The organism is Aquabacterium fontiphilum (assembly GCF_009909205.1).
Classification (GTDB): Bacteria; Pseudomonadota; Gammaproteobacteria; order Burkholderiales; family Burkholderiaceae_C; genus Aquabacterium; species Aquabacterium fontiphilum.
Map to the genome: position 1 here is coordinate 228,231 of NZ_JAAAPN010000007.1, position 22,375 is coordinate 250,605.

Genomic DNA, 22,375 nt, shown 5'->3' on the forward strand with positions numbered 1-22,375 from the left:
GGTGGCATGCACCCCGAGCACGATGCGATTGTTCGCGACACCCAGCGCTGGCTGACCCAGGCCGTCATCGGCCTGAACCTCTGCCCATTTGCCAAGGCGGTTCACGTCAAGAACCAGATCCGGTACCACGTCTCGGCGGCCACCACGCCCGACGCCTTGCTGGAAGACCTGGTGCAGGAGTTGATCCGCTTGCGCGATGCCGATCCGCAAGAGATCGAAACCACGCTGCTGGTACACCCGGATGTGCTGCGAGATTTTCTCGACTTCAACGACTTTCTGGACGTTGTTGATGCCGCCATCGACGAGCTGGATCTGGAGGGCGTGATCCAGGTGGCCAGCTTCCACCCGGACTATGAGTTCGGCGACGAGGAGCCGGGCGACATCACCCACTACACCAACCGGTCGCCTTACCCCACGCTGCACTTGTTGCGCGAGGTCAGTCTGGAGCAAGCGGTGGAGGCCTTCCCGGACGCGGCCGACATCTTCGAAACCAACAAGGACACGATGCGCCGCCTCGGTGACGAGGGCTGGCAGGCCCTCTGGAAGGAATGAGCCGCACCGGTGGACTCGGCATGGGGCGTCCCGCCGTGGACGTGCCCTGGTGGGGCGTACTGCGCCCCCCGTTCTTGCTGCTGACACTGAGCTGCATGGCGCTTGCGGTTGGCTGGAGCGCCTGGCTGGCCCATGTTCACGGCCTGATCTGGTCCCATTGGGCGGCGTTGGCCTGCGCTGCCGGGGCCTTGCTCGCGCATGCGGGTGTGAACGTGCTCAATGAGGTGGGTGATTACCGCAGCGGGCTGGACATGCACACCTGGCGCACGCCCTTCAGCGGCGGCAGCGGGGCGCTGCTGTCGCATCCCGGCAAGCTGGGGCTGGCCAGGGCCGTGGGCTGGGGCTGCGTGGGCGGCACCGCCCTGATCGGTCTGGCCTTGTGGTTCTGGCGGCCCGAGGCGCACATGCCTTTGCTGCTGCTGGGTGGGCTGGGCTTGCTGCTGGTGGTCGCGTACACGCCATGGGTCACGCGGCACCCCTGGTTGCGCCTCATCGCGCCCGGGCTGGGCTTCGGTCCCTTGATGCTGTTGGGGACCGAAGTGGTGCTGACGGGGCATTGGTCATGGCATGGCCTGGCCTTGTCGATGTTGCCGTTTGCGCTGGTCAACAACCTCCTGCTGCTCAACCAGTTCCCGGATGTGGACGCCGACCGGCGGGTGGGGCGTCGCACGCTGCCCATGGTGATCGGGCGCAGCCGGTCGGTGCTGGTGATGGGCGGCCAAAGCGTGGCTGCCTGGCTCTGGCTGGGCGTGGGCTGCTGGCAGGGCTGGTGGCCGCAAGGTGCGGCGCTTGCGGTGTTGGCCTTGCCCCTGTCGATGTGGGTGCTGCAGCGGGCCTGGCAGGCGCGGGAAGACCTCAGCGCCTTGCAGGCCATGGCCCTGAATGTGGCGCAGAGCGTGCTGGTACCCGCGCTGATGGCCGCTGGCCTGTGGCTGCACGGCTGAGCGGCGGCGTGGCCGCCCCGGTCAGTGCCCGCTCGCCGTGGCCCACATGTCGCGGTGCAGGGCGACGATCTCCTCCTCCACCTCAGGCACGGGCCCGATCACCTCAATGGGCTTCTGACCGTGCGCAAACACCTCGCGGCAGGGCAGGCTCATCGTGGGGTTCTCGGCGTGGTCACCTGTCAGGCTGAGCAGCCGCGCTTCGGTGATGCCGTAGACCACCCGGCCGATGTGTGCCCAGTACTGGGTGCCAGCACACATGGCGCAGGGCTCGGCCGTTGTAACCAGGGTGCAGCGCCACAGGTAATCAGGCGGGTAGTTGAGCGCAGCCGTTCGCGCCAGCACGGATTCGGCGTGGTTGACCGTGTCCACATTGCCCTGCTCGGCCAGCACGGTTTGGCCATCGGGCGCGACCAGCAAGGCACCAAAAGGGTGGCGACCCAGGGCGTGCGCACGCCTGGCAACCTCGTTGGCGCGGCGCAGCAGGGCCACGATCTGCTCGTGCGACAAGGGCGTGTGCGAGTCGAAAGGCATGCGGTTCTCCCGGTTTCCCGCTGGCCGCATCAGGCGTGATGGGCCATCATCACCCGGACGGCTGCGTCGGCCTCGGCATGCAGTTGCGCCAGGTCCAGCCCCGGGATCTCGCCGTTGTCCACGACCACGCGGCCGGCGCACAGCACCGTGCGGGCTCTGTAAGCGCCGCTGGCCACCGGGGCCACGCCCGCATCGTGCAGACCCCAGTGGCGGGGCTCGTTCAGTGGCACCAGCACAAGGTCTGCCGCCTGGCCCACGGCCAGCGTGCCCACACCGGGCAGGCCCAATACACGCGCGCCGCCCGCAGTGCCCATGTGCACGACCTCATCGGTCGTCAGGGCGGCTGGGCCCCCCACGGCGCGGTGGACCAGCCAGGCCGTGTGCGCCTCGTGGGCCATGTCAGCCGCCTCGTTCGAGGCCGCGCCGTCCACGGCAAGTGACACGGCGCCGCCGGCCCGCAGCATCGCTGGCGCAGGCGCCACGCCCGAGCCCAGGCGCCCGTTGCTTTGCGGGCAGTGGGCCATGCCGGTGCCGGTGCGCACGAGGGTGTCGATCTCGGCCGGGCTCAGATGCACCAGATGGGCGTACCAGACATCGTCGCCCAGCCAGCCGTGTTCCCCGACGAAGTCGACCGGGGTGCAGCCATGCACCTCGCGGCAGTAGCGCACATAGTCGGCCGTCTCGCTGAGGTGGCTGTGCAGGCGGATGCCCAGACTGCGCGCGTGTTCGGCGATGGGACGCAGGTGATCGACCGCGACGGACCATGTCGGCGTCGTGGGCGCGCTGACCACGCGGCGCATGCTCATGGGCGACGGGTCGTGCCAGCGCTGCACATCGCGTTCGATGGCATTCAGAAACTGATCCAGGGTTTCGGGCCGCACCTGGGGCGGTGGGTTCACGTCGATGGCGCGGGTGATGGTCTGTCCGCCCCGGCACAGCACGAAGCGCACGCCCAGTCGGGCCGCCTCCTCGAACACCGCGGCCGAGGCATCGAAAGGCATGCCGGGGTAGTAGTGGTATTGGTGATCGGCCACGGTCGTGCAGCCCGACAGCAGCAGTTCGACCATGCCCAGGCGGGCCGCCAGGCGCAACACGGCATCGTGGTCGAAATGCCGGCGGTAGGCCACGGGCACGGCCGACAGCCACGCCATCAGCCCGGCGTCGATGCCGGCCGGGATGCCCTTGAGCAGGCTTTGGAACAGGTGGTGGTGGGTGTTGACCCAGCCGGGCATGAGCACGCAGTCGCTGGCGTCGATGACGCGCTCGCCGTCGCGCGGCGTGAGCGTGCCGATCTCATGGATCAGCGCGCCTTGCACACGCAGGTCACGCCCTTGCTCGGGCGGGATGCGCGCTTGTACGCCGGGCAACCCGGTGAGCATCGCCTGCGCATTCTTGATCAGCACGGTGCTCATGCGTTCATCTCGCTTTCATGCCAGCCCCCCAGGGCCCAGCGCGACAGGGCCGACAGGCAAGCGAACACCGCCACACCCGTCACCGAGATCAACACCAGCGCCGCAAACAGCCGGGGGATGTTGAGCTGGTAGCCCGCCTGCAGGATCTGGTAGGCCAGGCCGGTGCCAGTACCACCTGTGCCGGCCACGAACTCGGCCACCACGGCGCCGATCAGGGCCAGGCCGCCCGAGATGCGCAGACCCGCAAAGAAGTAGGGCAGTGCCGATGGGATGCGCAGGCGAACCAGCGTCTGCCAGCGTGTGGCGCGTTGCAGCTGGAAGTACGCCGCCAGGCCTGGATTCACGCTGCGCAAGCCCACGGTGGTGTTGCTGATGATGGGAAACAGCGCCACCAGGGTGGCACACACCACGAGTGACAGCGTGGGGTCCTTGACCCAGATGATGATCAGCGGCGCGATGGCCACGATGGGCGTGACCTGCAGCAGCACCGCATACGGAAAGAAGGCAGCCTCGATCCACCGGCTCTGCACGAAGGCGAAAGCAATCAGGGCCCCGATCACGGTGGCAGCCAGGAAGGACAACACGGTGATCTTGAGCGTGACCCACAGCGAGCCGATGAGCAGGCTCCAGTCGGTCACCAGCGTTTGCGCGATGGCCCACGGTGAAGGCACCAGGTAGGTCGGCACCTGCTGGATCACGGTCCAGGCCTGCCACAGGCCCAGCAACAGCGTGGCCACCACCAGGGGCAGGAACCATTGGCGTGCGTGCTCCGAGCGTGCCAGTCGACGTTGTTGTGGGGTGCTCATGCGGCAGCCTTGGTGGTGAGTGGCCCAGTGGCCGAGCCGAGCTGGCTGGCATCGGTCAGTGCATCGTGCAGGCGGCGCACCAGGGCGTTGAACTCGGGCGTCGTGCGATAGAGGTCGTCGCGCGGATAGGGCGATGACACCGCGATGTCGTCGACCACACGGCCCGGTCGGGCCGCCATCACGATGACACGCGATGACAGGAAGGCGGCTTCGGTGATGCTGTGGGTCACGAACACCACGGTCAGGCCCTGTTGCTTCCACAGATCCAGCAGGTCAGCATCCAGCTTGTTGCGGGTGATTTCGTCCAGCGCACCAAAGGGCTCATCCATCAGCAGCAGCTTGGGGCGGGTGACCAGGCCGCGCGCGATCGACACGCGCATCTGCATGCCGCCTGACAGCTCGCGGGGCAAGCTGCGCCCGAACTTCTCCAGGCCCACCAGCTCGAGCGCCTCTTTGACGCGGGCATCGGCTTCATGGCGCGGCACACCGGCCAGATCCAGCGGCAGGCGCACGTTGGCCTGTACCGTGGCCCAGGGCATCAGCGTGGCCTCCTGGAACACGAACGACAGGCCATGATCGGCGTCGGGCGCATGCACGGGCTTGCGCGACAGCAGCAGGCGGCCGTCGCTGGGCTCGAGCAGGCCGGCGATCATCTTGAGCAGCGTGCTCTTGCCGCAGCCGGACGGGCCCAGCAGCGTGACGAACTCGCCCGGCTGGATGCTGAGGTTGACCGGCAGCAGCGCGCGGGTACCGTTGGGGTAGACCTGCTCTGCCGACAGGACTTCAATGGCTGGAACGGGTTCGCTCATACATCTCGATGATGTGCTGCCCCGCGGTCACCGGCGGGTAGCGGGGTGGATTGGCATCGTCAAAGCAGCCGGGCAGGGCGCTGACGACGGCGTGGTAATGGATGTCGAAGAAGTACGCCAGCGCATAACGCTCGCGGCCATGCGGGTTCAACACCCGGTGAGGGGTGGAGCGGTAGCGGTCATTGGTCCAGCGGGCCATCATGTCGCCCAGGTTGACCACGTAACTGTCGGGCAGCGGCGGGGCGTCGAACCAATGCCCATCGGCCGCCTGAACCTGCAGCCCACCGGCATCGTCCTGCGCCAGCAGTGTCACCGTGCCCCAGTCGGTGTGCGCCCCGCAGCCAATCTGACCGGGCAACACGGCCTCAGATGGCGGCTGAGGTGGGTAGTGAAGCAGGCGCAGCACGGGCATGGGCTCGCGCAAAAAGGACTCGAAGTGGTCCACCGGCAGGCCGAGCCCTTGCGCCATCAGGCCCAGCAGCCGGGCCGATAGCGTGGCCATGGCCTGCTGATAAGCCGCCAGGGTAGCCTTGAAGCCGGGGACCAGGGCTTCATCGGGCCATTGGTTGGGGCCATGGTTGGGCGTGCCGGCGCGCACCAGCGGGTCGTCCGCTGAGCGGTCCACTCCGAGGTAGAAGCTTTCTTTCAGATCAGCGGGTTTTCCGGGCTCCAGTGCCTGCCAGCCGATGGGGTCGAAGCCGCGATGGATGCCGCTGCGCTCGATGTGCCAACGGTGCTTGGTGGCCTCGTCCAGCGAAAAGAAGCGCTGCGCAGCGTCGAATGCCTCAGACCGCAAGGCGGCAGGCACGCCGTGACCCACCACGTAGAAGAAGCCGTGCTGCTTGCAGGCGGCGTCGATGGCCTGCGGCAAGCCGTCTGCCGCCGACAGATCGATTACCGGCAGTTGCCGGGGCGAGGCGGCGCTCATGGCATGACCTTCAGGTCCTTGACGAAGCGGGTGGTGTAGGTCTTTTTGACATCTACCTTCTTCGGATCGATCAGTTCGTGCGCGACCAGCATGTCAAAGGTCTGCTTCATGCGCGCATCGGTGACGATGCCGATGCCCTGCGTGGCTGCATCGCCACCGGTGACGAGGCCCACCTCCTTCATCTTCTCGATGGCGTGGGCGATCTTGTCGTCCGTCATGTTGGGGTTGTCCTTCTTGATCAGCGCGTTGGCCGGTGCCGGGTTGCCGCTGAGATAACTCTTCCAGCCTTGCATCGAGGCTTTCACGAAGGCCGCGACGGCCTGCGGGCGCCGCTCGATCGTCTGCTGCGTGCACACGATGGTGGTGGCGTAGGGCGGCCAGCCATGGTCGGCCATCAGCAGCACGGTGGGCTTGAAGCCGCCCTGTTGCTCGATGGCGTAAGGCTCAGACGACAGGTAGCCTTGCTGCGCGGTGTGCTTGTCGGCCAGGAAGGGCTGGATGTTGAAGGTATAGGGGCGCATCTGCGCATCGGTGAAGCCATAGCGCTCTTTCAGCCAGGGCCAGTAGGTCACCATGCCGGCACTGCCCACCAGGATCGTCTTGCCCTTGAGGTCTTCAAAACGCTTGACGTCCGGGCGGGCAATGATCACGGCCGGATCCTTCTGAAAGGCCGCAGCCACCGTGACGGCCGGGATGCCTTGCTCCCATGCCTTCATCGTCTGCACGTCGTAGCCCATGATGCAATCGGCCTGGCCGCCGAGCATCACCTGCATCAGGTTGACCTGCGGGCCGCCCATGCGGATGGTCACATCCAGCCCGGCCTGCTTGTACAGGCCTGTGGCCAGCGCCTGATAGAAGCCGCCATGTTCGGCCTGGGCGTACCAGTTGGTGAGGTAGGTGAACTTCTCCTGCGCGTGCGCGTTGGGCGCGTGCAGGCCAATCAGTGTGAACAGGCCAACGGCCAGGGCTGCATGCAGGCGTCGGGGCAAGGTGAGGGGCATGTGCGCGTCCTTTGGTCGATGATGCGAGTGGCTTGAACAGGAGGTCAGCCCAGGCTGGACATCTGAGTTTGTACCCGAGCCAGGAAGCGCTGGCGAGCCCGATCCGACTGGTAGTTCATCGAATGCAACTGCAGCCAACGCGCGCGGCAGCGGCGTGCAAACAGCGGGCGCAATCCTTTCATGAACAGGCTGCGCCCGGGGTCGCCCACCACCTTCAGCCACCACCAGGGCGCGCCCGAGGTCGTGATGCCCACGAAGGCGCGCAGGTTGCGCAGCGCCCCCCGGATGGGGACAAGGGCATGACCGCTGAGGTTGAAAGCCACACCGGGCAACATCACCCGATCCAGCCAGCCCTTGAGCATCGCAGGCGGCCCGTACATCCAGGTCGGGTAGATGCACACCAGCGCCTCGGCCCAGCGCAGCGCGTCCACGTGCGGCTGCAGCGCGTCGATGTTCTGCGCGGTGTCGGCCAGGTAGGTCTGCCGCTCCGCCGGGCTGAGCACCGGATCGAAGCCCAGCGCGTACAGATCCAGGTGCCGGACCTCATGCCCGCCTTCGGCCAGACCTTTCAGCGCCGATCGGGTGAGCGCGGCCCCATAGCTGTCGGGCAGCGGATGGCAGCTTACGAGCAGGCACTTCATCGTGCGATGCCTTCCGCAGGGTCAGTGGTTCTGGCTGCCGCGATGGGCCCAGGCCGTGGTGTGGCGCTCCACGTACGAAAACAGCTCGTACATGATCATGGCCATTGCCCCCACCACCACCAGCCCACCAAACGCCAGCCCCATCTGCATGGCCGAGCCCGCACTGATCAGCAGGTAACCGATGCCTTCGTTGGCCGCGGTCATCTCGGAGACGGTCGTGCCGACGAAGGCCAGCGTGATGGCCACCTTGAGCGAGCCGTAGAAGTAGGGCAGGGAGCGTGGCAGACCCACTTTGATGAGCACATCCCACCGCCTTGCGCCCAGCACGCGCAACACGTCCTCGAGCTCGGGCTCGAGCGTGGCCAGGCCCGTGGCGATGTTGACCATGATGGGGAAAAAGCTGATCAGAAAGGCCGTGAGAACCGCCGGGCCGACCCCGATGCCGAACCACACCACCAGGATGGGGATGAAGGCCGCCTTGGGCAGCGCGTTGAAGGCCGTCATCAGCGGATAGATGGCGGCGTAGGCCAGGCGTGAACTGCCGATCAGAAAGCCGAGCATGACACCCACCACGATGGCGATGCCAAATCCCAGCATCGTGACCCACAGCGTGCGCCAGGCGTGCCGGAAGATCTCCGAGTGGAACTCGACCAGTTGTTCGGCAATGCGCCAGGGACTCGGGAAGATGAACTCGGACACATTCAGCGCGCTGCACACAAGCTGCCACAGCAGCAGGATCACGAGCAGCAGGCCCCATGGCGCGAGGGCCTCCAGTTTCTTGTCAGACAGCTTCATTGGGCAAGGTCCGCAGGCGCGGCGATGGTGGCCGGTTTACGCATGGCGCCGATGTGGGCGCGCAGCTCATGCACGATGTTCGTGAACTCGGGGGTGTAGGTCAGCTCCAGATCGCGCGGCCGGGGCAGCTCAATGTCGCGGCGGGCCACGATGCGGCCGGGGCTCTTGCTCATCACGTACACCGTGTCGGCGAGGAAGACGGCCTCGCGCAGGTCGTGGGTCACCAGAATGACGTTGAACTTCTGCTGGGCCTGCAGGTCGCGCAGCGCGCACCACAGCTCTTCGCGCGTGAAGGCGTCCAGCGCGCCGAAAGGTTCGTCGAGCAGCAGCATCTTCGGCTCGTGGATCAGCGCCCGGCAGATGCTGGCGCGCTGCTGCATGCCGCCCGAGAGCTGCCAGGGATACTTGTCTTCGTAGCCGCCCAGCCCCACGCTCTGCAACAGCGCGCGTGCCTTCTGCTCATACTGCTTGCGCTTGGCCTTGAAGGTTGAGCGATAGGGCTCGACGATCTCCAGCGGCAGCAGCACGTTGTCCACTGTGGTGCGCCACGGCAGCAACGAAGGCGCCTGAAACGCCATGCCGGTGATCTTCAGGGGCCCGGTCACGCGCTCGCCACCGATCGTCACGCTGCCCCGCGAGGGCATACGCAGGCCGGTGGTGAGCTTCATGAAGGTGGATTTGCCACAGCCGGACGGCCCGACGATGGCGACGAACTCGCCCTCGCCGATCTGCAGCGAGATGTCCTCCACGGCGAACTGGTTGCTGGCCAGCAGCTCGTCGTTGTAGGCCAGCCAGACATTCTGAAAATCGACAAAGGCGCTCATGCCAGGGCTTTCTGCGGGTGCGTGTGCATGGGGCGGGGCGGGTTTACTTGCGCGGCAGGATGTCGAGCTCGGCCGCCGAGGGCAGCAAGGCAGGCGTCCACACGGCGTCGGGGTTGACGCGGGTCTTGGTGTTGAACGCGTCGGCCACCTGCGAGGCCATCAACGCCAGACGCGGCGGGTTCACCCGGCCAAAGCCTTCGGCGCGCGCATCGGGGCTGTTGACGACCTGGTCCAGCGCCATGCGCAGGCGACGCTTTTCAAGGTCGACGTTGATGATGCCGTCGCGGGCCTTGACGGTCTCGATGGCCGCATCCGGGTTGGCCAGCACTTCCTTGGCGCCGCGCGCGAAGGCCTTCAGGAAGGCCTTGACCGCCTCGGGGTTCTCCTTGAGCAGCTTGGGCGACACGATGATGGCGTTGCCATACAGCTTGACGCCGTACTGCGCATACGGGAACACCACGATCTCGTCTGGCTTGGCACCCCGTGCCTCCAGGTTGAGCAAGGAGGTGAACGAGAAGCCCGTGATCGCGTCCACATCGCCGCGCACCAGCATGGTCTCGCGCAGGGGTGGGTCCATGCTGGTCCAGGTCACGGCGCCGAGCTTGTTGGCCTTGGCAAAGATGGGCCAGGCCTTGCGCCCGGCATCGAAAACGGGCGCCCCCAGCTTCTTGCCGACCAGATCGGCAGGCGTGCGGATGCCGGACTTCTTCAGCGCGAAGGCGGCAGCCGGCGTGTTGTTGTAGACCATCATCACGGCCACAGGCTTGTTGGGCGCATCCGGGTTGTTGGCGTGGAACTCCATCAGCGCGGCCATGTCGGCAAAGCCCATGTCGTAGGTGCCCGAGGCCACGCGGGTGATCGTGCCACCCGAGCCGCTGCCGGCGTCGATGGTGACGTCCAGCCCGGCCTGCTTGAAGTAGCCCTTGGCGGCCGGTTGCAGGAACAAGGCCGAAGGGCCTTCGAATCGCCAGTCGAGCTGGAACTTGATCGGCGTCTGGGCGTGCACCACGTTGGGGAGCAGGGCGCCCCAGGTCAGTGCGGCCGAGGTGGCCAGGGTGGCAAGGAGGGCGCGGCGGGTGCGCATCAGCGTGGTCATGGGCAGCAACTCCAGCGGGTAGCAAAAACTGTATACAGTCTTGTTGCGAGAAGCGTGCCAGCGGACCAGAGCCGGGCCCCTACAATGCGGGCCTTTTCCCTCTTTCCCCTGGCGGAGCCTGCCGTGTCCGATCGTCTGTTCGTCTGGTCTCAATACCTGCTTCCCAAGGTCGCCCTGACGACGTTGGCAGGCAAGGCTGCCTCTGCGCGTGGCGGTGCGCTCACCACCCGGTTCATCCGGTGGTTCATTCAGCGCTATCGCGTCAACATGAGCGAGGCGGCCAACCCGGATCCGGCGGCGTACGAGACCTTCAACGCCTTCTTTACCCGGCCACTCAAGTCGGGCGTTCGCCCCTTGTCTGACGCCGATTGGGTCTGCCCGGTGGATGGCGCCATCAGCGCCTGTGGGCCCATCGTGGGCGACCAGGTTTTCCAGGCCAAGGGACATCAGTATTCGACCCGCGCGCTGGTGGGGGGCGATGCCGAACTGGCCGGGGCGTTTCAGGATGGCCATTTCGCGACCATCTACCTCAGCCCGCGCGACTACCACCGCATCCACATGCCGTGCGACGGCCGCCTGCGGCGCATGATCCACGTGCCCGGCGAGCTGTTCTCGGTCAACCCTGCGACGGCGCGGGGCGTGCCGGGCCTGTTTGCGCGCAACGAGCGTGTGGTGTGCGTGTTCGACACCGCGCACGGCCCGCTGGTGATGGTGCTGGTGGGCGCGACCATCGTGGGCAGCATGGCCACCGTGTGGCACGGTGTGGTGAACCCACCACGGCCCGGCAAGGTGCGCGAGTGGCGATACGACGACCAGGACATCCGGTTGCAGCGCGGCGACGAGATGGGGCGTTTCTTGCTGGGCTCAACTGTCGTGCTGCTTTGGCCGAAAACGACACTGCGCTTCAATCAGAAGTGGGCGCCTGCGGTCGCCGTGCAGTTGGGCGAAGAGATGGCAAAGTGCACGTGATTCATTGAACGATTGGCAGTAGAAATGGCAGTGAGCAAAGTGTGGGGCTGGTCAGTGATGGGACTGACGGCCGTGATGGGTGCGGCCGTCGTGTTGGGCGGCAAGTCGGTGCTGGAGTCCACCGTGGTGGCTCATACCGTGAGCGAAAGCCGCACGGTGGCCGACATGGCAGAAACAGTGGGTCGCTGGGCCTCGCAATATGGTGGACTGCACGCGCGCACCGTGGGCGCCGGGGCCGGCTTTCCGGGTTCGTTCCTGACCCGGTCGGTGTATGCCGGGGCCGACAACGATGGGGCCCTGCTACAGGGCTCGCGCGCGGGCGAGCGTGCGGCCGAGCAAGAGGCCATGGCCCGCATGGAGGCCTATCACTGGAAGAACCCGGCGCTGATCCAGCGCGAGGTGGCCGATGCCCTGTTGGCCGGCGGCAGCCGCGCTCAGTACCGCATGACGGCGCACTCGGTTTTGAACCCCAACAACGCCCCCAACGCGTTTGAGAAGGACGCCTTGCAGCAGATCCAGGCCAAGTTTGCGGCCCGTGGCGAGCAGACGGGCGCGGCGCCGGCCTCGCAAGGACTGGAGTACTGGCGTGTGGAGGGCGGGCAACTGCTGTACGCGCGCGCCGTGATGGGGCAAAAGAGTTGCATGACCTGCCACGACACGCCGGACAAGGCGCCGGGCTTTCTGCGCACCAACCAGCAGTTCAACGGTGGTGGCGGCTTTGGCTATGAAGTGGGCAAGCCCGTGGGTCTGATCAGCGTGAAGCTGCCGCTGCCCCAGCCCACCGAGGTTCTCAAGCAGAGCCTGCCACAACAGGCCTGGGGCTGGCTCCTGGCGGCGGCCGCGGCCGGCGTGGGCCTGGTGCTCTTGGGCGCCATGGGGCTGTTCAAGGCGCTGCGCGGGCCTTCGGCTCAGGGCTGAGCATCGGGCCAGTCCAGCGTGCGCGTGCTGGTGAAGCGGCGCACCTGGCCGGTCACCGGGTCGGTGAACGCGATCTCGCGCGCCAGCAGCCGCAACGGCCGGCTGAAATCCTGTGGCGCGTCCGCCGGCTCGGGCGGTAGCAGCGTCGGGTAGATCCGGTCGCCGAAGATCGGCGCGCCCAGCGCATGCATGTGCGCCCGCAACTGGTGCTTCTGGCCGGTTTCGGGTGTCAGCTTGTAGCGCGCCCAGTGGCCAAGCCGCTCGGTCTGCTCGATCAGCGTGTGGGCATTGGGCTCGCCCCCCACCTCGTGCATGGCCATGAATCGGGGGCTTTCTTCCAGGCGGCTGCGGCGCCACAGCGGGCCGGCCAGTTCCGGCCGCCAGGGCGCGATGGCCTCATAGACCTTGTGTACCTGCCGGTCGCGCAGCAGCGACTGGTAGGCGTGTCGCGTGGCCGGCTGAATGGTGAAGACCACCAGCCCCGCAGTTTCGCGGTCCAGCCGGTGCATGGGTACGAGGGTGTCGATGCCCAGCTTGCGCTTGAGTCGCACGAGCAGCGTTTCCTGAAGGTAGCGCCCCTTGGGTGTGACAGGCAGAAAGTGCGGCTTGTCGGCCACCACCAGCCAGTCGTCCTGAAACACCACGCGCTCTTCGAACGGAATGGGGTGCTCGAAGGGCAGGGCGCGCCAGTAGTACAGCTTGGTTTGGGGCAGATAAGGGCTGTCGGGCGGCACGGGCTGGCCGTTGGCGTGCACCACCTCGCCGTGGGCCATGCGCCGGGCCCAGTCGTCGCGGCTGACGGCCGGGATGCGCTCAGCCAGGAAATCAAGCACGCTGGCCCAGGGGCCGCTGGGCAGCGCGACACAACTGGGGCTGACACCCTCGCGGGTGGGCAGGTCGGGCGCCGCCATCGGCTCAGGCTTGCAGCAGGTCCAGCAGCGTGCGCGCCACCACCTTGGTCGCACGGCGCAGGTCGTCGAGCACCAGATGCTCGTCGGCGCGCTTGGCGTTCGATTCGCGCACCGTGCGCGGACCGGCCCCGTAGATCACGGCGGGCACGCCCTGCGCGCAATACAGGCGCACATCGGTGTACAGCGGTGTGCCCTTGGTGGGGATAGGCTCGCCGAAGACGGCCTGGCCATGGCGCTGCAGCGCCTCGACCAACGGGGCGTTGCCGGGCAGGGGTTGCAGCGATTGCGCCAGCAGCAGGCGGCGGATGTCGATGCGGACACCCGGGTAGCGGGCCGCCGCGTCGATGATGACTTGCCGGATCTCGGCCTCGACCGCGACCGGGTCTTCTTCCGGGATCATGCGGCGATCGAGCTTGAACACCACCTTGCCGGGCACGACGTTGGTGTTGGTGCCGCCCTCAATGCGCCCGACGTTGAGGTAGGGATGCGTGATCCCGGGCACCTGGGAACAGATGCCCTGGTAGTGGACGTTGCGCTCGTACAAGGACTGGAGAATGCCCACCGTGGCCTGCAGCGCGTCGATGCCGGTGTGCGGGATGGCGGCGTGCGCCATCTCACCGTGTACCGTGACCTCCATCTGCAGGCAGCCGTTGTGGGCCGTGACCACCTCGTAACTGAAGCCGGCGGCGATCAGCAGATCCGGCCGGGTCAGGCCCTCGCGCAGCAGGAAGCCGGGGCCGAGTTCGCCACCAAACTCTTCGTCGTAGGTGAAGTGCAGCTCGACCGCGCCGGCCAGCACAGGGGCATCCGCAGAGGTGCTGAGCGCGTCCAGCGCACGCAGCGCAAACGTGTAGGTCGCGAAATCGCTTTTCGAGACCGCGGCGGCGCGGCCATACAGCCGGCCATCGACCACCTCGCCGCCATACGGGTCGTGCGTCCAGCCTTCGCCTGGGGGCACGACGTCGCCGTGGGCGTTGAGCGCCACCACGCGGCCGCCGTCACCAAAGCGCCGGCGCACGATCAGGTTGGTCAGGCTCTGCAGCCCATAGGCCTGCACCTCGTCCTGGGGAACGGGGTGGCGCTCGGCGGTGTAGCCCAAGGCCTGCAGCAGCTCGGCTGTGCGCTCGGCGTGGGGGGCGTTGTTGCCCGGCGGTGTGTCGGTCGGCACCTGAACCAGGGCCTGCAGGTAACGCACCTCGTCGTCAAAGTGGGCATCGACCCAGCGGTCCAGGGCGTCGTGGTGGCGGGCAAGGGCGCTCACAGCTTCTCCAGCAGGTGCATGAAGGCATCGACACACAGCTGCGCATCGTTGTTGGTGATCGTCTCCAGCGGATTGTGGCTGATGCCATCGTTGCCGCCGCGCACGAAGAGCATGGCCTGCGGCATGCACTCATGCAGCTTCATCGCGTCGTGGCCTGCGCCGCTGGGCAGGGTGAAGGCCGGCAGCCCCAGTTGCGACACCGCGTCGGCCCACCGCTGTTGCCAGGCGGGATCCGATGGGGCGGCCGCCGCACGCAAGGTGGGCTTGAGCGTCAGGGTCACGCCCCGGCGCTGGGCCACGCTGCGGGCAAAGGCGATGACGTCTTCCACCATGGCGTCGCGCTGGGCATCGGTGGGGGCGCGCAGATCCAGCGTGAAGCGGCAGCGACCCGGCACCACATTGACCGAGCCCTGCGGCACCTCCAGGATGCCCACCGTGCCCACTGACGGACCGGCGGGCGCGGTGAGGTCTTCACGCGCGCGACGCTCCACCAGCAGGGCCAGTTCGGCCACGGCCAGCGCCGCGTCGTGGCGCATGGTCATCGGCGTCGTGCCGGCATGGCAGGCCACGCCGACGGCCTCGCCGGCGTACCGGGCACTGCCGTTGATGCCCGAGACCACTCCGAGCGGCAGATCCAGGCTGTTGAGCACCGGCCCCTGTTCGATGTGTACCTCGACAAAGCCGAGGTAGTGGGCCGGATCACGCTGCAAGGCCGCGATGTCGGCCATTTCGCCGCTGAGCCCGGCGGCTTGCATGGCCTGGCGAATGCTGATGCCTGCCGCGTCGCACAGCTCCAGCCATTCAGGGCGGAAGCCGCCCGTCAGCGCGCTGGAACCCAAAAAGGTTGCCGGAAAGCGCTGGCCTTCTTCTTCGGCAAACGCGACAACCTCGATGCCGTGGCGCAGGCGGCGACCGGCCTGGAACAGCCGCTGCACACAGGCCATGGGCACGAAGATGCCCAGGCGCCCGTCATGGCGCCCGCCGTTGCGCACGGTGTCGTAGTGCGAGCCGGTCAACAGGCGCGGCGCAGACGGATCGCTGCCGTGGTAGACGCCCACCACATTGCCCACGGCATCCAGCGACACCTCATCGAAGCCACACACCCGCATCCAGATCTGCAGCTGTGTGGCGGCAGACTGGTGTTCGGGCGTGAGGTAGGTCAGCGTCAAGGGCGGGCGGCCGTCCAGTCCGTTGTCGCCCGTGCCCTCGGTGTGGGCGGCCAGGGCGTCGGCCCACTCCAGGATCTGGTTGCCCTCAAACGGCACGACGCCGAACTTGTCATCCAGCCGGATCTCGGCAATGCGGTGGATGTTGCGCAGGCATTCGGCCCGCTCGGCATCGCGCTGCTGCAGCAGGCGACGGGCGAAGGTGGCGATGATCTCGGTGCGGCTCAGTCCCCGTCCGGCCGGGCCCCGCACAGCCAGGATGAAGGGCCAGCCAAAGCGCGCGTTGTAGTCGGCGTTGAGCTGCTGCAAGCGAGCGAACTCGTCGGCGCTGCAGTGTGTGAGGCCGGCCTGCAGTTGTTCGTTCGTGGATTCGGCAGTGAGCTCGCCCGCCACCGCCGCCTTGCCGGCCAGTTCCGGGTGGGCGCGGATCAGCGCGAGCTGCTCGTCCACCGTCGCCTCGCGCACCACCTGCGCCAGCGCATGCTTCAGGTGGGCCAGGCTGCGAAACGGGCGGCTGGCCCATGCGCGTTCGGCGATCCACGGCGAGTGCTCGTACACACCGTCGAGCATGGTGGTGAAGTCATGCTGGCTGGCGGCGTTCAGCGTGTCGAGATGGAGGGTGGGGATCAGGAGCATGGGAAGGGGTGAACGGCTTGCCAGTGGCGTGCGATGTCGATGCGGCGGCAGACCCAGACATGCTCGTGCGCGGCCACGTGATCCAGAAACTTGCGGAAGGCCTTGAAGCGGCCCGGGCGGCCCAGCAGGCGGCAATGCATGCCCACGCTCATCATGCGGGGGCGGTCTTCGCCGGCCGGGTCGCCCTCTTCGTACAGCTGGTCGAAGGTGTCGCGCAGGTAGGTGTAGAAGTCTTCGCCCTGGCTGTAGCCCTGGGGCAGTGCAAAGCGCATGTCGTTCACGTCCAGCGTGTAAGGCACCACCAGGTGCGGCACGACCTGGCCATCGCTGCGCGCCACCTGCGTCCAGAAGGGCAGGTCGTCGCCGTAGTAGTCGCTGTCGTACGCGAAGCCGCCGTAATCGGCCACCAGGCGTCGCGTGTTGGGGCTGTCGCGCCCGGTGTACCAGCCCAGCGGGCGTTGCCCGGTAAGCTTCTCGATGATCTGCATGCCGATGCGCATGTGTTCGCGCTCGGTGGCTTCGTCCAGGGTCTGGTAATGGATCCAGCGCCAGCCATGGCAGGCGATCTCGTGGCCGAGCTCGACAAAGGCCTGGGTGAGATCGGGATGGCGCTGCAGCGCCATGCTGACGCCGAACACCGTCAAGGGCCAACCCCGGCGCTCGAACTCGCGCAGGATGCGCCACACACCTGCGCGCGAGCCGTACTCGTAGATCGACTCCATGCTCAGATGCCGGTCGGGATAGGCCGCGGGGTTGGCCATCTCGCTGAGAAACTGCTCGCTGCCGGCGTCGCCATGCAACACGCAGTTCTCGCCCCCTTCTTCATAGTTCAGCACGAACTGCACTGCAATGCGGGCGCCCCCGGGCCAGCGGGCGTGGGGCAGCTCACGGCCGTAGCCGATCAGGTCGCGGGGGTAAGCGGGCGTGGTCATGGCGGTTCGCTTCAGGCAATGTGCGGGCCGTCAGGCCGTGGCCAGCATCAGGCCGGGCGCGCGCGGCCGCTCGGTCAACTGCCGCTCCACGGCCGCGAGGTGTTCGTTCAGCAGTGCCACGGCCGCGTCCGCATCGCGGGCCTCAATGGCCTGAAGGATGTCGACGTGTTCGGCGTTCGAGGCCTCGGCGTCGTCGGCCGACTGGTACATCAGCGTGATCAGCGAACAGCGCGAAACCAGCTCCTGCATGAGGTCGACCAGCACCTGGTTGCCCAACACCTCGGCCAACCGCACGTGGAAGTCGAACAGCAGCTTGGTGCGATTGGGCACGTCGATGCGCTTGACGGCGTCGCGCTCGGCGCGCAGATGCGCCTTGAGCGCGCGGATGTCGGCCGGGGTGACCTTGGCGATCAGCTCGCGCAGCATCTGGCCTTCGACCATCTTGCGCACGGCGAACACCTCGTGCGCCTCGCGGATCGAGGGGGCCGACACAAACGCCCCCCGTGCCGGCTCGAGCTTGACGAGCTTGAGTTCAGACAGGCGAAACAACGCCTGGCGCACCAGGGTGCGCGACACACCAAAGCGGTCGGCCAGCTTTTGCTCGACCAGCTTGTCGCCCGGCAGCAGCCGGTGCTCGACGATGGCGCGGGTGACGGCCCCGACGATGTGCTCGGTGGCCGAGGCGTCGTTCTGGCCGTCGGCCGGCGAGCCGTCGGTGACGATGGCATCGGGGTCGGCCTTGCGCAGCCGCGCCGGCCGCGGCGTGGTGGCGCGACGGGGGGCGGCATCTTGCGCGGTCGGCGTCTTGCGTGTCTCGCTCATCGTGGGTAAAGTGTATACAGTTTCAAAAGCGTTGCGCAACCACCCTGCACCATGAGTGTCTCTTCTTCTGCATCAGCTGCTGCGCCGGGCCGGCTGACCACCCACGTGCTCGACACCGTCCACGGTGTGCCCGCTGCCGGCATGGCCGTCTCGCTTTATGCCCGTGAGGTGTCGCCCGACGGCTGCGCCGACGGACGCTGGCTGCTGCTGCGCAGCGTGCTGACCAATGATGACGGCCGTGTAGACGGGCCCTTGCTGTCGGGCGAAGACATGAAGGCCGGATGCTACCGGCTGGTGTTTGATGTCGAGGGCTACTTCCGCCGCAAGGGTGTGGCGCTGCCCGATCCGCCGTTTCTGGGCAAGGTGTCGATCGACTTCGGCATGGCCGACCCGAACGGCCACTACCACGTGCCCCTGCTGGTCAGCCCCTGGGCCTATTCCACCTACCGCGGCAGTTGAGCGGGGCCCCGATGAGCGAACTCTCTCCCTGGCTGGTCTACGCGCTGGACTGGCTCAACCTGCTGCTGCGCTGGGCGCATGTGGTGGTGGCCATCGCGTGGATCGGCTCCTCGTTCTACTTCGTGTGGCTCGACAACTCGCTGACGCCGCCGGATGACCCGGCCCTGCGCGGCAAAGGCGTGGGCGGTGAGCTGTGGGCCGTACATGGCGGCGGCTTTTACAACCCGCAGAAGTACCTGGGCGCGCCGCCGCGCCTGCCCGAGCGGCTGCATTGGTTCTATTGGGAGAGCTACTCCACCTGGCTGACGGGCTTTGCGCTGTTCACGGTGGTGTACCTGTTCAATGCCGGCACCTTCCTCATCGACAAGACCGTGTACGACTGGCCCCCCGTGGCGGCCGTGCACGCGGCGCTGGGCTTTCTGGTGGCCTTCTGGCTGATCTACGACGGGCTGTGCCGCACCGTGGGGCGCATGCCCGGCAAGGACGGCCTGTTGGGGCTGCTCGTGGCGCTGGTGGTGGTGGCGGCCACGTGGCTGGCCTGCCAGCTGTTCGCCGGCCGGGCGGCCTTTCTGCTGGTCGGTGCCATGATGGCCACGGCCATGAGCGCCAACGTGTTCTTCTGGATCATCCCCGGTCAGCGCAAGGTGGTGGCCGCGATGAAGGCCGGCGAGCCGGTGGACCCGGTCCATGGCCAGCGCGGCAAGCAGCGCAGCGTGCACAACACCTACTTCACGCTGCCCGTGCTGTTCGCGATGCTCAGCAATCACTACGGCTGGGCTTACAGCCATGCCCAGAACTGGGCCGTGCTGGTGTTGATCATGCTGGCGGGCGCCCTGATCCGGCATTTCTTTGTGGCGCGACACAAGCGCGAACTGGCTGGCAAGCCCGCGCCCTGGGGCTGGGCCGCAGGTGGCGTGATGGTGTTTCTGGTGCTGATCATCTGGCTGGCGCCCAAGCCGGCTGCCAATGCACCTGGTACGTCGGGAACGGCCGCCGAGGCCGCGCCCGCCACCGCCGCCGAGCTGTTTCCCAAGGTCGAGGCCATCATCGCGCAGCGCTGCGCGATGTGCCACAACGCCGCGTTGGCTCAGAAAGGCGTGGCGCTGCACACCCCTGAGCTGATCACGCAGCATGCCCAGCAGATCTACCAGCAGGCCGTGGTGCTCAAGGCCATGCCCTTGAACAACGCCACGCAGATCACCGATGAGGAGCGCACCGTGCTCGGGGCGTGGTTCCGCCGCCTCAATGGCCCGTGAACCGATAGCCGAAGCCCGTTAAAGTGAGCGCCTTTGTAGCTGACTGGGCGTGAGCATGATGGATCGGTCTGTCGGGGTGGCTTGGGCGGGGCGCCTGGTGCGTGCCGTTGCAATGGGGTTGTGTCTGATCGGCACGGCCCACGCGATGCCGCCGCAGCTTTTCAAGCCGCACTGGCTGCTGGCCACCGAGCGCGTTGCGCCGGCCAAGCAAGGCCGCGTCGAGCTGCCTTCGGCGCCGGTGGATCTGAGCGGCGTGCGTTATCAGCGCGACGGCCAGACGCTGTCGTTGGCAGATTTCCAGCAACGCGCAGGCGTCAAGGCCCTGCTGGTGCTGCACGACGGCAAGGTCGTCTACGAATACCACCGCTGGCCCAACGGCCCACAGACGCGCCACCAATCGTGGTCGGTGATGAAGCAGGTGTTGTCGGTGCTGGTGGGCCGCGCGGTGCAGCGCGGCGTCATCGGCTCGCTGGATGACCCGCTGGACCGCTACCTGCCAGCCCTGGCCCACAACGGCTTTGCTGGCGTGACCTTCCGCCAGGCGCTGCTGATGTCGGCCGGGGTGCGCTATGACGAAGACGTCGACCGCATCACGCTGTTCAAATCGGCCATGGCCCACCGCTACAGCCTCGGGCTGGTCGGCCAGACGCTGGCGCAACAGGTGGCCGACCCGGCGCTGGTGCGCGCCTATGAGCCGGGCAGCCGCTACGAATACGCCAGCATCGTGTCGCAGGCCATCGGCATGGCGCTGGAGGCGGCCTCGGGCGCCCGCATGGCGCAACTGATCGAGCGCGACATCTGGCAGGCCATCGGCATCCCCGACGAGGCCAAGCTGCTGATGGACGGGCAGGGCCAGGGGCTCACGCTGTGCTGCCTGTATGCCACGCCGCGCAGCTACGCGCTGATCGGCTGGTGGATGGCGCAAGACGGCGTCTGGCAGGGCAAGCCCTTGCTGCCCGAAGGCTGGGTCGGGCGGGCCGCCGGCTTTGCCGATCCGCAGGCCTGGCGCTCAACCGCCGTGCCGCGCCCGGCCAAGACCCAGGAGCTGTTCGGCTTCGCCTACCACTGGTGGCCGCTCGAAGGCGGGCAGGGCGACTTCACGGCCTTGGGCGTCCACGGGCAGATGATCTACGTGTCGCCGCGCGACCGGCTGGTCGTGGTGCGCCTGAGTGACGACTATGTCGAAGGCGCGCACAACGAAGAGGCGATTGCGGCGTTTCGGGCCATTGCGGCGCGGCTGAACAAGCCATGAGCCGGCTACTAAGGGCTATTAAGGGTCTTTAAGGCTTCACGCCGCCTCGCGCGAGCCGGCCCAGGTGCAGGCTGCGCGAGAGCCGGCTTTCGGGTACGGCGGCCTGGCGGGGCACGGCGGTGGCGTGGAGATCAGGGCCAGGGCTGACAAGCCGATCGCCATCCCAGCGCCAACTTATCCCAATGTTGAGGGGCCGCGCGCGATGCTCTTGGCCAAGTATGTCTCGGCCATGCTTTCGATCTCCTCCAGCATCAGCCGCTGTTGATCGCCGTCGCAAAGCAACATCCTGTCCAGCACTGCGCCAAGCGCACTGACCAGCACAAAGGCCCGTACCTCCAAGGTCTCCAGGCTGGCGGGGGCGCCACGCACATGGAGTGCTTGAGCGATCAAAGTGGCAATTCGTTTGTCCGAGGCCACTTCCATCGCCTGTAGCTCGGGCGAGGTTTGCAGCGCCGCGCGGATCTGCCGGATGGCCGGCTCGTGCGCGCCCACCATGACCAGCACACCAATCGCTTTTTGCACTTCTGCCCGCCAGTCGGCGGTGGGATCGAGCAAGCCGCTGAGCGCGCTCAATTCCGTTTCAAGGCGCTGGTTGAACTGCTCTGCCAGGGCTGCAAACACCGCGTTCCGGTTAGGAAAGTAACGGTAGACGTTGCGCACGTGCAGGCCCGTTCGGGCGGCGAGCCCGCTGGTGGTCAGCGCCTCTGGACCACCTTCTATCAGCAGCTCTCTTGCTGCCGCAAGGAGCACCTCTACGGTTTTGCGTGCACGCGCCTGAACAGGCATCGCGCGCAAGCTTGTCAGTGTGGAGGGGGGATCTGACGCCATGAAACGGAGGATAACTCCCTTTCATTGACAAGCCAGCATGAAGCTGGCACTCTAAAAAGGAGTGTTACTCCCTTTTGGTGGCCAATGAAGCGCATCGTTGTTTTGGGTGGGGCTGGCGACATGGCTGGCGTAGCTTGCAGACGCCTGGCCGAGCTCCGCAAGGATGTCCACATGGTTCTGGCAGACCGGCAAGTCGAACGTGCGCGACAACGTGCCCTGAGCCTGGGGCCCGCCTTTTCTGCGCATGCTGTCGATATTCTTGATCCCCAAGGGTTGCGTCAGCTGGTCAGTGGAGCCAGTCTGGTTGTGAACGCCGCTGGCCCCTATTCGGTGCTGGGGCGACCAGCGCTTCAGGCCGCAATGGATTGCCGGGCGGACTACATCGACTTCAGCGACGAAAGCGAGGCAGCTGAATCAATGCTTGAGCTTCATCGGGACGCACAAGAGGCCGGTATCACTGCGCTGATTGGGGCAGGCGTCGCACCGGGGCTGGTCAATGTGTCAACGTCGGTTTAAAACTGACCCACTTTCCGATGTTGTCGTCGGAGTAAAAGTGACCCACCTGGGCGCTCATCACATCAGTTGTTCCTGGCCTTGATCTGGCCCGCTTTGCGCTTGTCCTTGAG

At 66.9% G+C, this 22,375-nt stretch carries 24 protein-coding genes; 8 read left to right on the top strand and 16 right to left on the bottom strand.

Annotated features, from left to right (window positions below):
• Nucleotides 1-6: 6 nt before the first annotated feature.
• Complete coding sequence (locus tag GTZ97_RS10335; RefSeq protein ID WP_161650511.1) at nucleotides 7-552, top strand: DUF1415 domain-containing protein; 546 nt, start codon at nucleotides 7-9, stop codon at nucleotides 550-552.
• A 20-nt stretch (nucleotides 553-572) separates the two neighbouring features.
• Nucleotides 573-1,496 carry a prenyltransferase gene (locus GTZ97_RS10340; protein ID WP_161650512.1) on the top strand — a complete coding sequence of 308 codons (924 nt, stop codon included), beginning with the start codon at nucleotides 573-575 and terminating at the stop codon, nucleotides 1,494-1,496.
• A gap of 21 nt (nucleotides 1,497-1,517) precedes the next feature.
• On the opposite strand, the gene GTZ97_RS10345 is transcribed toward GTZ97_RS10340, so the two are convergent.
• From GTZ97_RS10345 to GTZ97_RS10390, 10 genes are read right to left on the bottom strand one after another with little or no spacing between them, the layout of a single operon-like run.
• Nucleotides 1,518-2,027 carry a nucleoside deaminase gene (locus GTZ97_RS10345; RefSeq protein ID WP_201748244.1) on the bottom strand — a complete coding sequence of 170 codons (510 nt, stop codon included), beginning with the start codon at nucleotides 2,025-2,027 and terminating at the stop codon, nucleotides 1,518-1,520.
• A gap of 29 nt (nucleotides 2,028-2,056) precedes the next feature.
• The gene (locus tag GTZ97_RS10350; RefSeq protein ID WP_161650513.1) at nucleotides 2,057-3,439 is read right to left on the bottom strand and encodes an amidohydrolase family protein; all 1,383 of its coding nucleotides are present in this window, start codon (nucleotides 3,437-3,439) and stop codon (nucleotides 2,057-2,059) included.
• Nucleotides 3,436-4,245 (bottom strand): ABC transporter permease, encoded by an 810-nt coding sequence (locus GTZ97_RS10355; protein ID WP_161650515.1) that lies wholly within the window; start codon nucleotides 4,243-4,245, stop codon nucleotides 3,436-3,438. Before GTZ97_RS10355 ends, GTZ97_RS10350 begins: the two co-directional genes overlap by 4 nt.
• Nucleotides 4,242-5,054, bottom strand: a complete 813-nt coding sequence (locus GTZ97_RS10360) for an ABC transporter ATP-binding protein (RefSeq protein WP_161650516.1) — start codon at nucleotides 5,052-5,054, stop codon at nucleotides 4,242-4,244. The genes GTZ97_RS10355 and GTZ97_RS10360 overlap by 4 nt, the downstream gene beginning before the upstream one ends.
• The gene (locus GTZ97_RS10365) at nucleotides 5,029-5,982 is read right to left on the bottom strand and encodes an isopenicillin N synthase family dioxygenase (protein WP_161650518.1); all 954 of its coding nucleotides are present in this window, start codon (nucleotides 5,980-5,982) and stop codon (nucleotides 5,029-5,031) included. Before GTZ97_RS10365 ends, GTZ97_RS10360 begins: the two co-directional genes overlap by 26 nt.
• Complete coding sequence (locus GTZ97_RS10370; protein ID WP_161650520.1) at nucleotides 5,979-6,983, bottom strand: ABC transporter substrate-binding protein; 1,005 nt, start codon at nucleotides 6,981-6,983, stop codon at nucleotides 5,979-5,981. Before GTZ97_RS10370 ends, GTZ97_RS10365 begins: the two co-directional genes overlap by 4 nt.
• A gap of 44 nt (nucleotides 6,984-7,027) precedes the next feature.
• A complete protein-coding gene (locus GTZ97_RS10375) occupies nucleotides 7,028-7,624 on the bottom strand; it encodes an NAD(P)H-dependent oxidoreductase (RefSeq protein WP_161650522.1) in 597 nt (198 codons plus the stop codon).
• 21 nt (nucleotides 7,625-7,645) lie between these two features.
• A complete protein-coding gene (locus tag GTZ97_RS10380; protein WP_161650524.1) occupies nucleotides 7,646-8,419 on the bottom strand; it encodes an ABC transporter permease in 774 nt (257 codons plus the stop codon).
• Nucleotides 8,416-9,243 carry an ABC transporter ATP-binding protein gene (locus tag GTZ97_RS10385; RefSeq protein WP_161650526.1) on the bottom strand — a complete coding sequence of 276 codons (828 nt, stop codon included), beginning with the start codon at nucleotides 9,241-9,243 and terminating at the stop codon, nucleotides 8,416-8,418. Before GTZ97_RS10385 ends, GTZ97_RS10380 begins: the two co-directional genes overlap by 4 nt.
• Nucleotides 9,244-9,286: 43 nt before the next feature.
• Complete coding sequence (locus GTZ97_RS10390) at nucleotides 9,287-10,339, bottom strand: ABC transporter substrate-binding protein (protein WP_161650528.1); 1,053 nt, start codon at nucleotides 10,337-10,339, stop codon at nucleotides 9,287-9,289.
• Nucleotides 10,340-10,462: 123 nt separating this feature from the next.
• Here GTZ97_RS10390 and asd point away from each other — a divergent pair, with 123 nt between their 5' ends.
• Nucleotides 10,463-11,308 carry an archaetidylserine decarboxylase gene (gene asd / locus GTZ97_RS10395; RefSeq protein WP_161650529.1) on the top strand — a complete coding sequence of 282 codons (846 nt, stop codon included), beginning with the start codon at nucleotides 10,463-10,465 and terminating at the stop codon, nucleotides 11,306-11,308.
• Nucleotides 11,309-11,332: 24 nt separating this feature from the next.
• A complete protein-coding gene (locus GTZ97_RS10400) occupies nucleotides 11,333-12,226 on the top strand; it encodes a Tll0287-like domain-containing protein (protein ID WP_161650530.1) in 894 nt (297 codons plus the stop codon).
• Here GTZ97_RS10400 and GTZ97_RS10405 read toward each other — a convergent pair.
• Genes GTZ97_RS10405 through GTZ97_RS10425 form a run of 5 tightly spaced genes read right to left on the bottom strand, consistent with a single transcriptional unit; the run spans nucleotide 12,217 to nucleotide 17,954 of the window.
• Nucleotides 12,217-13,137, bottom strand: a complete 921-nt coding sequence (locus tag GTZ97_RS10405; protein ID WP_161650532.1) for a pseudouridine synthase — start codon at nucleotides 13,135-13,137, stop codon at nucleotides 12,217-12,219. The two genes, GTZ97_RS10400 and GTZ97_RS10405, sit on opposite strands and share 10 nt — an antisense overlap.
• 4 nt (nucleotides 13,138-13,141) lie before the next feature.
• Nucleotides 13,142-14,398, bottom strand: coding sequence for a M20 family metallopeptidase (locus GTZ97_RS10410; protein WP_330863588.1), 1,257 nt, complete (start codon nucleotides 14,396-14,398; stop codon nucleotides 13,142-13,144).
• Entirely contained in the window at nucleotides 14,395-16,200 is a 1,806-nt protein-coding gene (gene uraD / locus GTZ97_RS10415) for a 2-oxo-4-hydroxy-4-carboxy-5-ureidoimidazoline decarboxylase (RefSeq protein ID WP_161650534.1), read from the bottom strand. Before uraD ends, GTZ97_RS10410 begins: the two co-directional genes overlap by 4 nt.
• Complete coding sequence (puuE, locus tag GTZ97_RS10420; protein WP_161650536.1) at nucleotides 16,191-17,132, bottom strand: allantoinase PuuE; 942 nt, start codon at nucleotides 17,130-17,132, stop codon at nucleotides 16,191-16,193. The genes uraD and puuE overlap by 10 nt, the downstream gene beginning before the upstream one ends.
• Nucleotides 17,133-17,162: 30 nt before the next feature.
• Nucleotides 17,163-17,954: a GntR family transcriptional regulator gene (locus tag GTZ97_RS10425; protein WP_161650538.1), complete on the bottom strand. Its 792-nt coding sequence runs from the start codon at nucleotides 17,952-17,954 to the stop codon at nucleotides 17,163-17,165.
• 51 nt (nucleotides 17,955-18,005) lie between these two features.
• Between GTZ97_RS10425 and uraH the strand changes: the two genes are divergently transcribed.
• Genes uraH through GTZ97_RS10440 form a run of 3 tightly spaced genes read left to right on the top strand, consistent with a single transcriptional unit; the run spans nucleotide 18,006 to nucleotide 20,921 of the window.
• Complete coding sequence (gene uraH, locus GTZ97_RS10430; protein ID WP_161650540.1) at nucleotides 18,006-18,413, top strand: hydroxyisourate hydrolase; 408 nt, start codon at nucleotides 18,006-18,008, stop codon at nucleotides 18,411-18,413.
• 11 nt (nucleotides 18,414-18,424) lie between these two features.
• The gene (locus tag GTZ97_RS10435; RefSeq protein ID WP_161650542.1) at nucleotides 18,425-19,669 is read left to right on the top strand and encodes a urate hydroxylase PuuD; all 1,245 of its coding nucleotides are present in this window, start codon (nucleotides 18,425-18,427) and stop codon (nucleotides 19,667-19,669) included.
• Between the two features lie 55 nt (nucleotides 19,670-19,724).
• Nucleotides 19,725-20,921, top strand: coding sequence for a serine hydrolase domain-containing protein (locus GTZ97_RS10440; RefSeq protein ID WP_161650544.1), 1,197 nt, complete (start codon nucleotides 19,725-19,727; stop codon nucleotides 20,919-20,921).
• A gap of 174 nt (nucleotides 20,922-21,095) precedes the next feature.
• Here the strand turns inward: GTZ97_RS10440 and GTZ97_RS10445 are convergent, their stop codons facing one another.
• The gene (locus GTZ97_RS10445; RefSeq protein WP_236651137.1) at nucleotides 21,096-21,707 is read right to left on the bottom strand and encodes a TetR/AcrR family transcriptional regulator; all 612 of its coding nucleotides are present in this window, start codon (nucleotides 21,705-21,707) and stop codon (nucleotides 21,096-21,098) included.
• A gap of 126 nt (nucleotides 21,708-21,833) precedes the next feature.
• On the opposite strand from GTZ97_RS10445, the gene GTZ97_RS10450 reads away from it, so the two are divergent.
• Entirely contained in the window at nucleotides 21,834-22,265 is a 432-nt protein-coding gene (locus GTZ97_RS10450) for a saccharopine dehydrogenase family protein (protein ID WP_161650547.1), read from the top strand.
• Nucleotides 22,266-22,375: the final 110 nt, after the last annotated feature.

Coding starts and splice junctions, on each gene's coding strand:
- GTZ97_RS10375 (WP_161650522.1), bottom strand. CDS start 7,624: ATGAAGTGCCTGCTCGTAAGCTGCCATCCGCTGCCCGACAGCTATGGG.
- GTZ97_RS10345 (WP_201748244.1), bottom strand. CDS start 2,027: ATGCCTTTCGACTCGCACACGCCCTTGTCGCACGAGCAGATCGTGGCC.
- GTZ97_RS10435 (WP_161650542.1), top strand. CDS start 18,425: ATGAGCGAACTCTCTCCCTGGCTGGTCTACGCGCTGGACTGGCTCAAC.
- GTZ97_RS10380 (WP_161650524.1), bottom strand. CDS start 8,419: ATGAAGCTGTCTGACAAGAAACTGGAGGCCCTCGCGCCATGGGGCCTG.
- GTZ97_RS10335 (WP_161650511.1), top strand. CDS start 7: ATGCACCCCGAGCACGATGCGATTGTTCGCGACACCCAGCGCTGGCTG.
- GTZ97_RS10370 (WP_161650520.1), bottom strand. CDS start 6,983: ATGCCCCTCACCTTGCCCCGACGCCTGCATGCAGCCCTGGCCGTTGGC.
- GTZ97_RS10365 (WP_161650518.1), bottom strand. CDS start 5,982: ATGAGCGCCGCCTCGCCCCGGCAACTGCCGGTAATCGATCTGTCGGCG.
- GTZ97_RS10425 (WP_161650538.1), bottom strand. CDS start 17,954: ATGAGCGAGACACGCAAGACGCCGACCGCGCAAGATGCCGCCCCCCGT.
- GTZ97_RS10360 (WP_161650516.1), bottom strand. CDS start 5,054: ATGAGCGAACCCGTTCCAGCCATTGAAGTCCTGTCGGCAGAGCAGGTC.
- GTZ97_RS10405 (WP_161650532.1), bottom strand. CDS start 13,137: ATGGCGGCGCCCGACCTGCCCACCCGCGAGGGTGTCAGCCCCAGTTGT.
- GTZ97_RS10400 (WP_161650530.1), top strand. CDS start 11,333: ATGGCAGTGAGCAAAGTGTGGGGCTGGTCAGTGATGGGACTGACGGCC.
- GTZ97_RS10390 (WP_161650528.1), bottom strand. CDS start 10,339: ATGACCACGCTGATGCGCACCCGCCGCGCCCTCCTTGCCACCCTGGCC.
- GTZ97_RS10340 (WP_161650512.1), top strand. CDS start 573: ATGGGGCGTCCCGCCGTGGACGTGCCCTGGTGGGGCGTACTGCGCCCC.
- GTZ97_RS10445 (WP_236651137.1), bottom strand. CDS start 21,707: ATGCCTGTTCAGGCGCGTGCACGCAAAACCGTAGAGGTGCTCCTTGCG.
- uraH (WP_161650540.1), top strand. CDS start 18,006: ATGAGTGTCTCTTCTTCTGCATCAGCTGCTGCGCCGGGCCGGCTGACC.
- GTZ97_RS10355 (WP_161650515.1), bottom strand. CDS start 4,245: ATGAGCACCCCACAACAACGTCGACTGGCACGCTCGGAGCACGCACGC.
- GTZ97_RS10450 (WP_161650547.1), top strand. CDS start 21,834: ATGAAGCGCATCGTTGTTTTGGGTGGGGCTGGCGACATGGCTGGCGTA.
- uraD (WP_161650534.1), bottom strand. CDS start 16,200: ATGCTCCTGATCCCCACCCTCCATCTCGACACGCTGAACGCCGCCAGC.
- GTZ97_RS10385 (WP_161650526.1), bottom strand. CDS start 9,243: ATGAGCGCCTTTGTCGATTTTCAGAATGTCTGGCTGGCCTACAACGAC.
- GTZ97_RS10440 (WP_161650544.1), top strand. CDS start 19,725: ATGATGGATCGGTCTGTCGGGGTGGCTTGGGCGGGGCGCCTGGTGCGT.
- GTZ97_RS10350 (WP_161650513.1), bottom strand. CDS start 3,439: ATGAGCACCGTGCTGATCAAGAATGCGCAGGCGATGCTCACCGGGTTG.
- puuE (WP_161650536.1), bottom strand. CDS start 17,132: ATGACCACGCCCGCTTACCCCCGCGACCTGATCGGCTACGGCCGTGAG.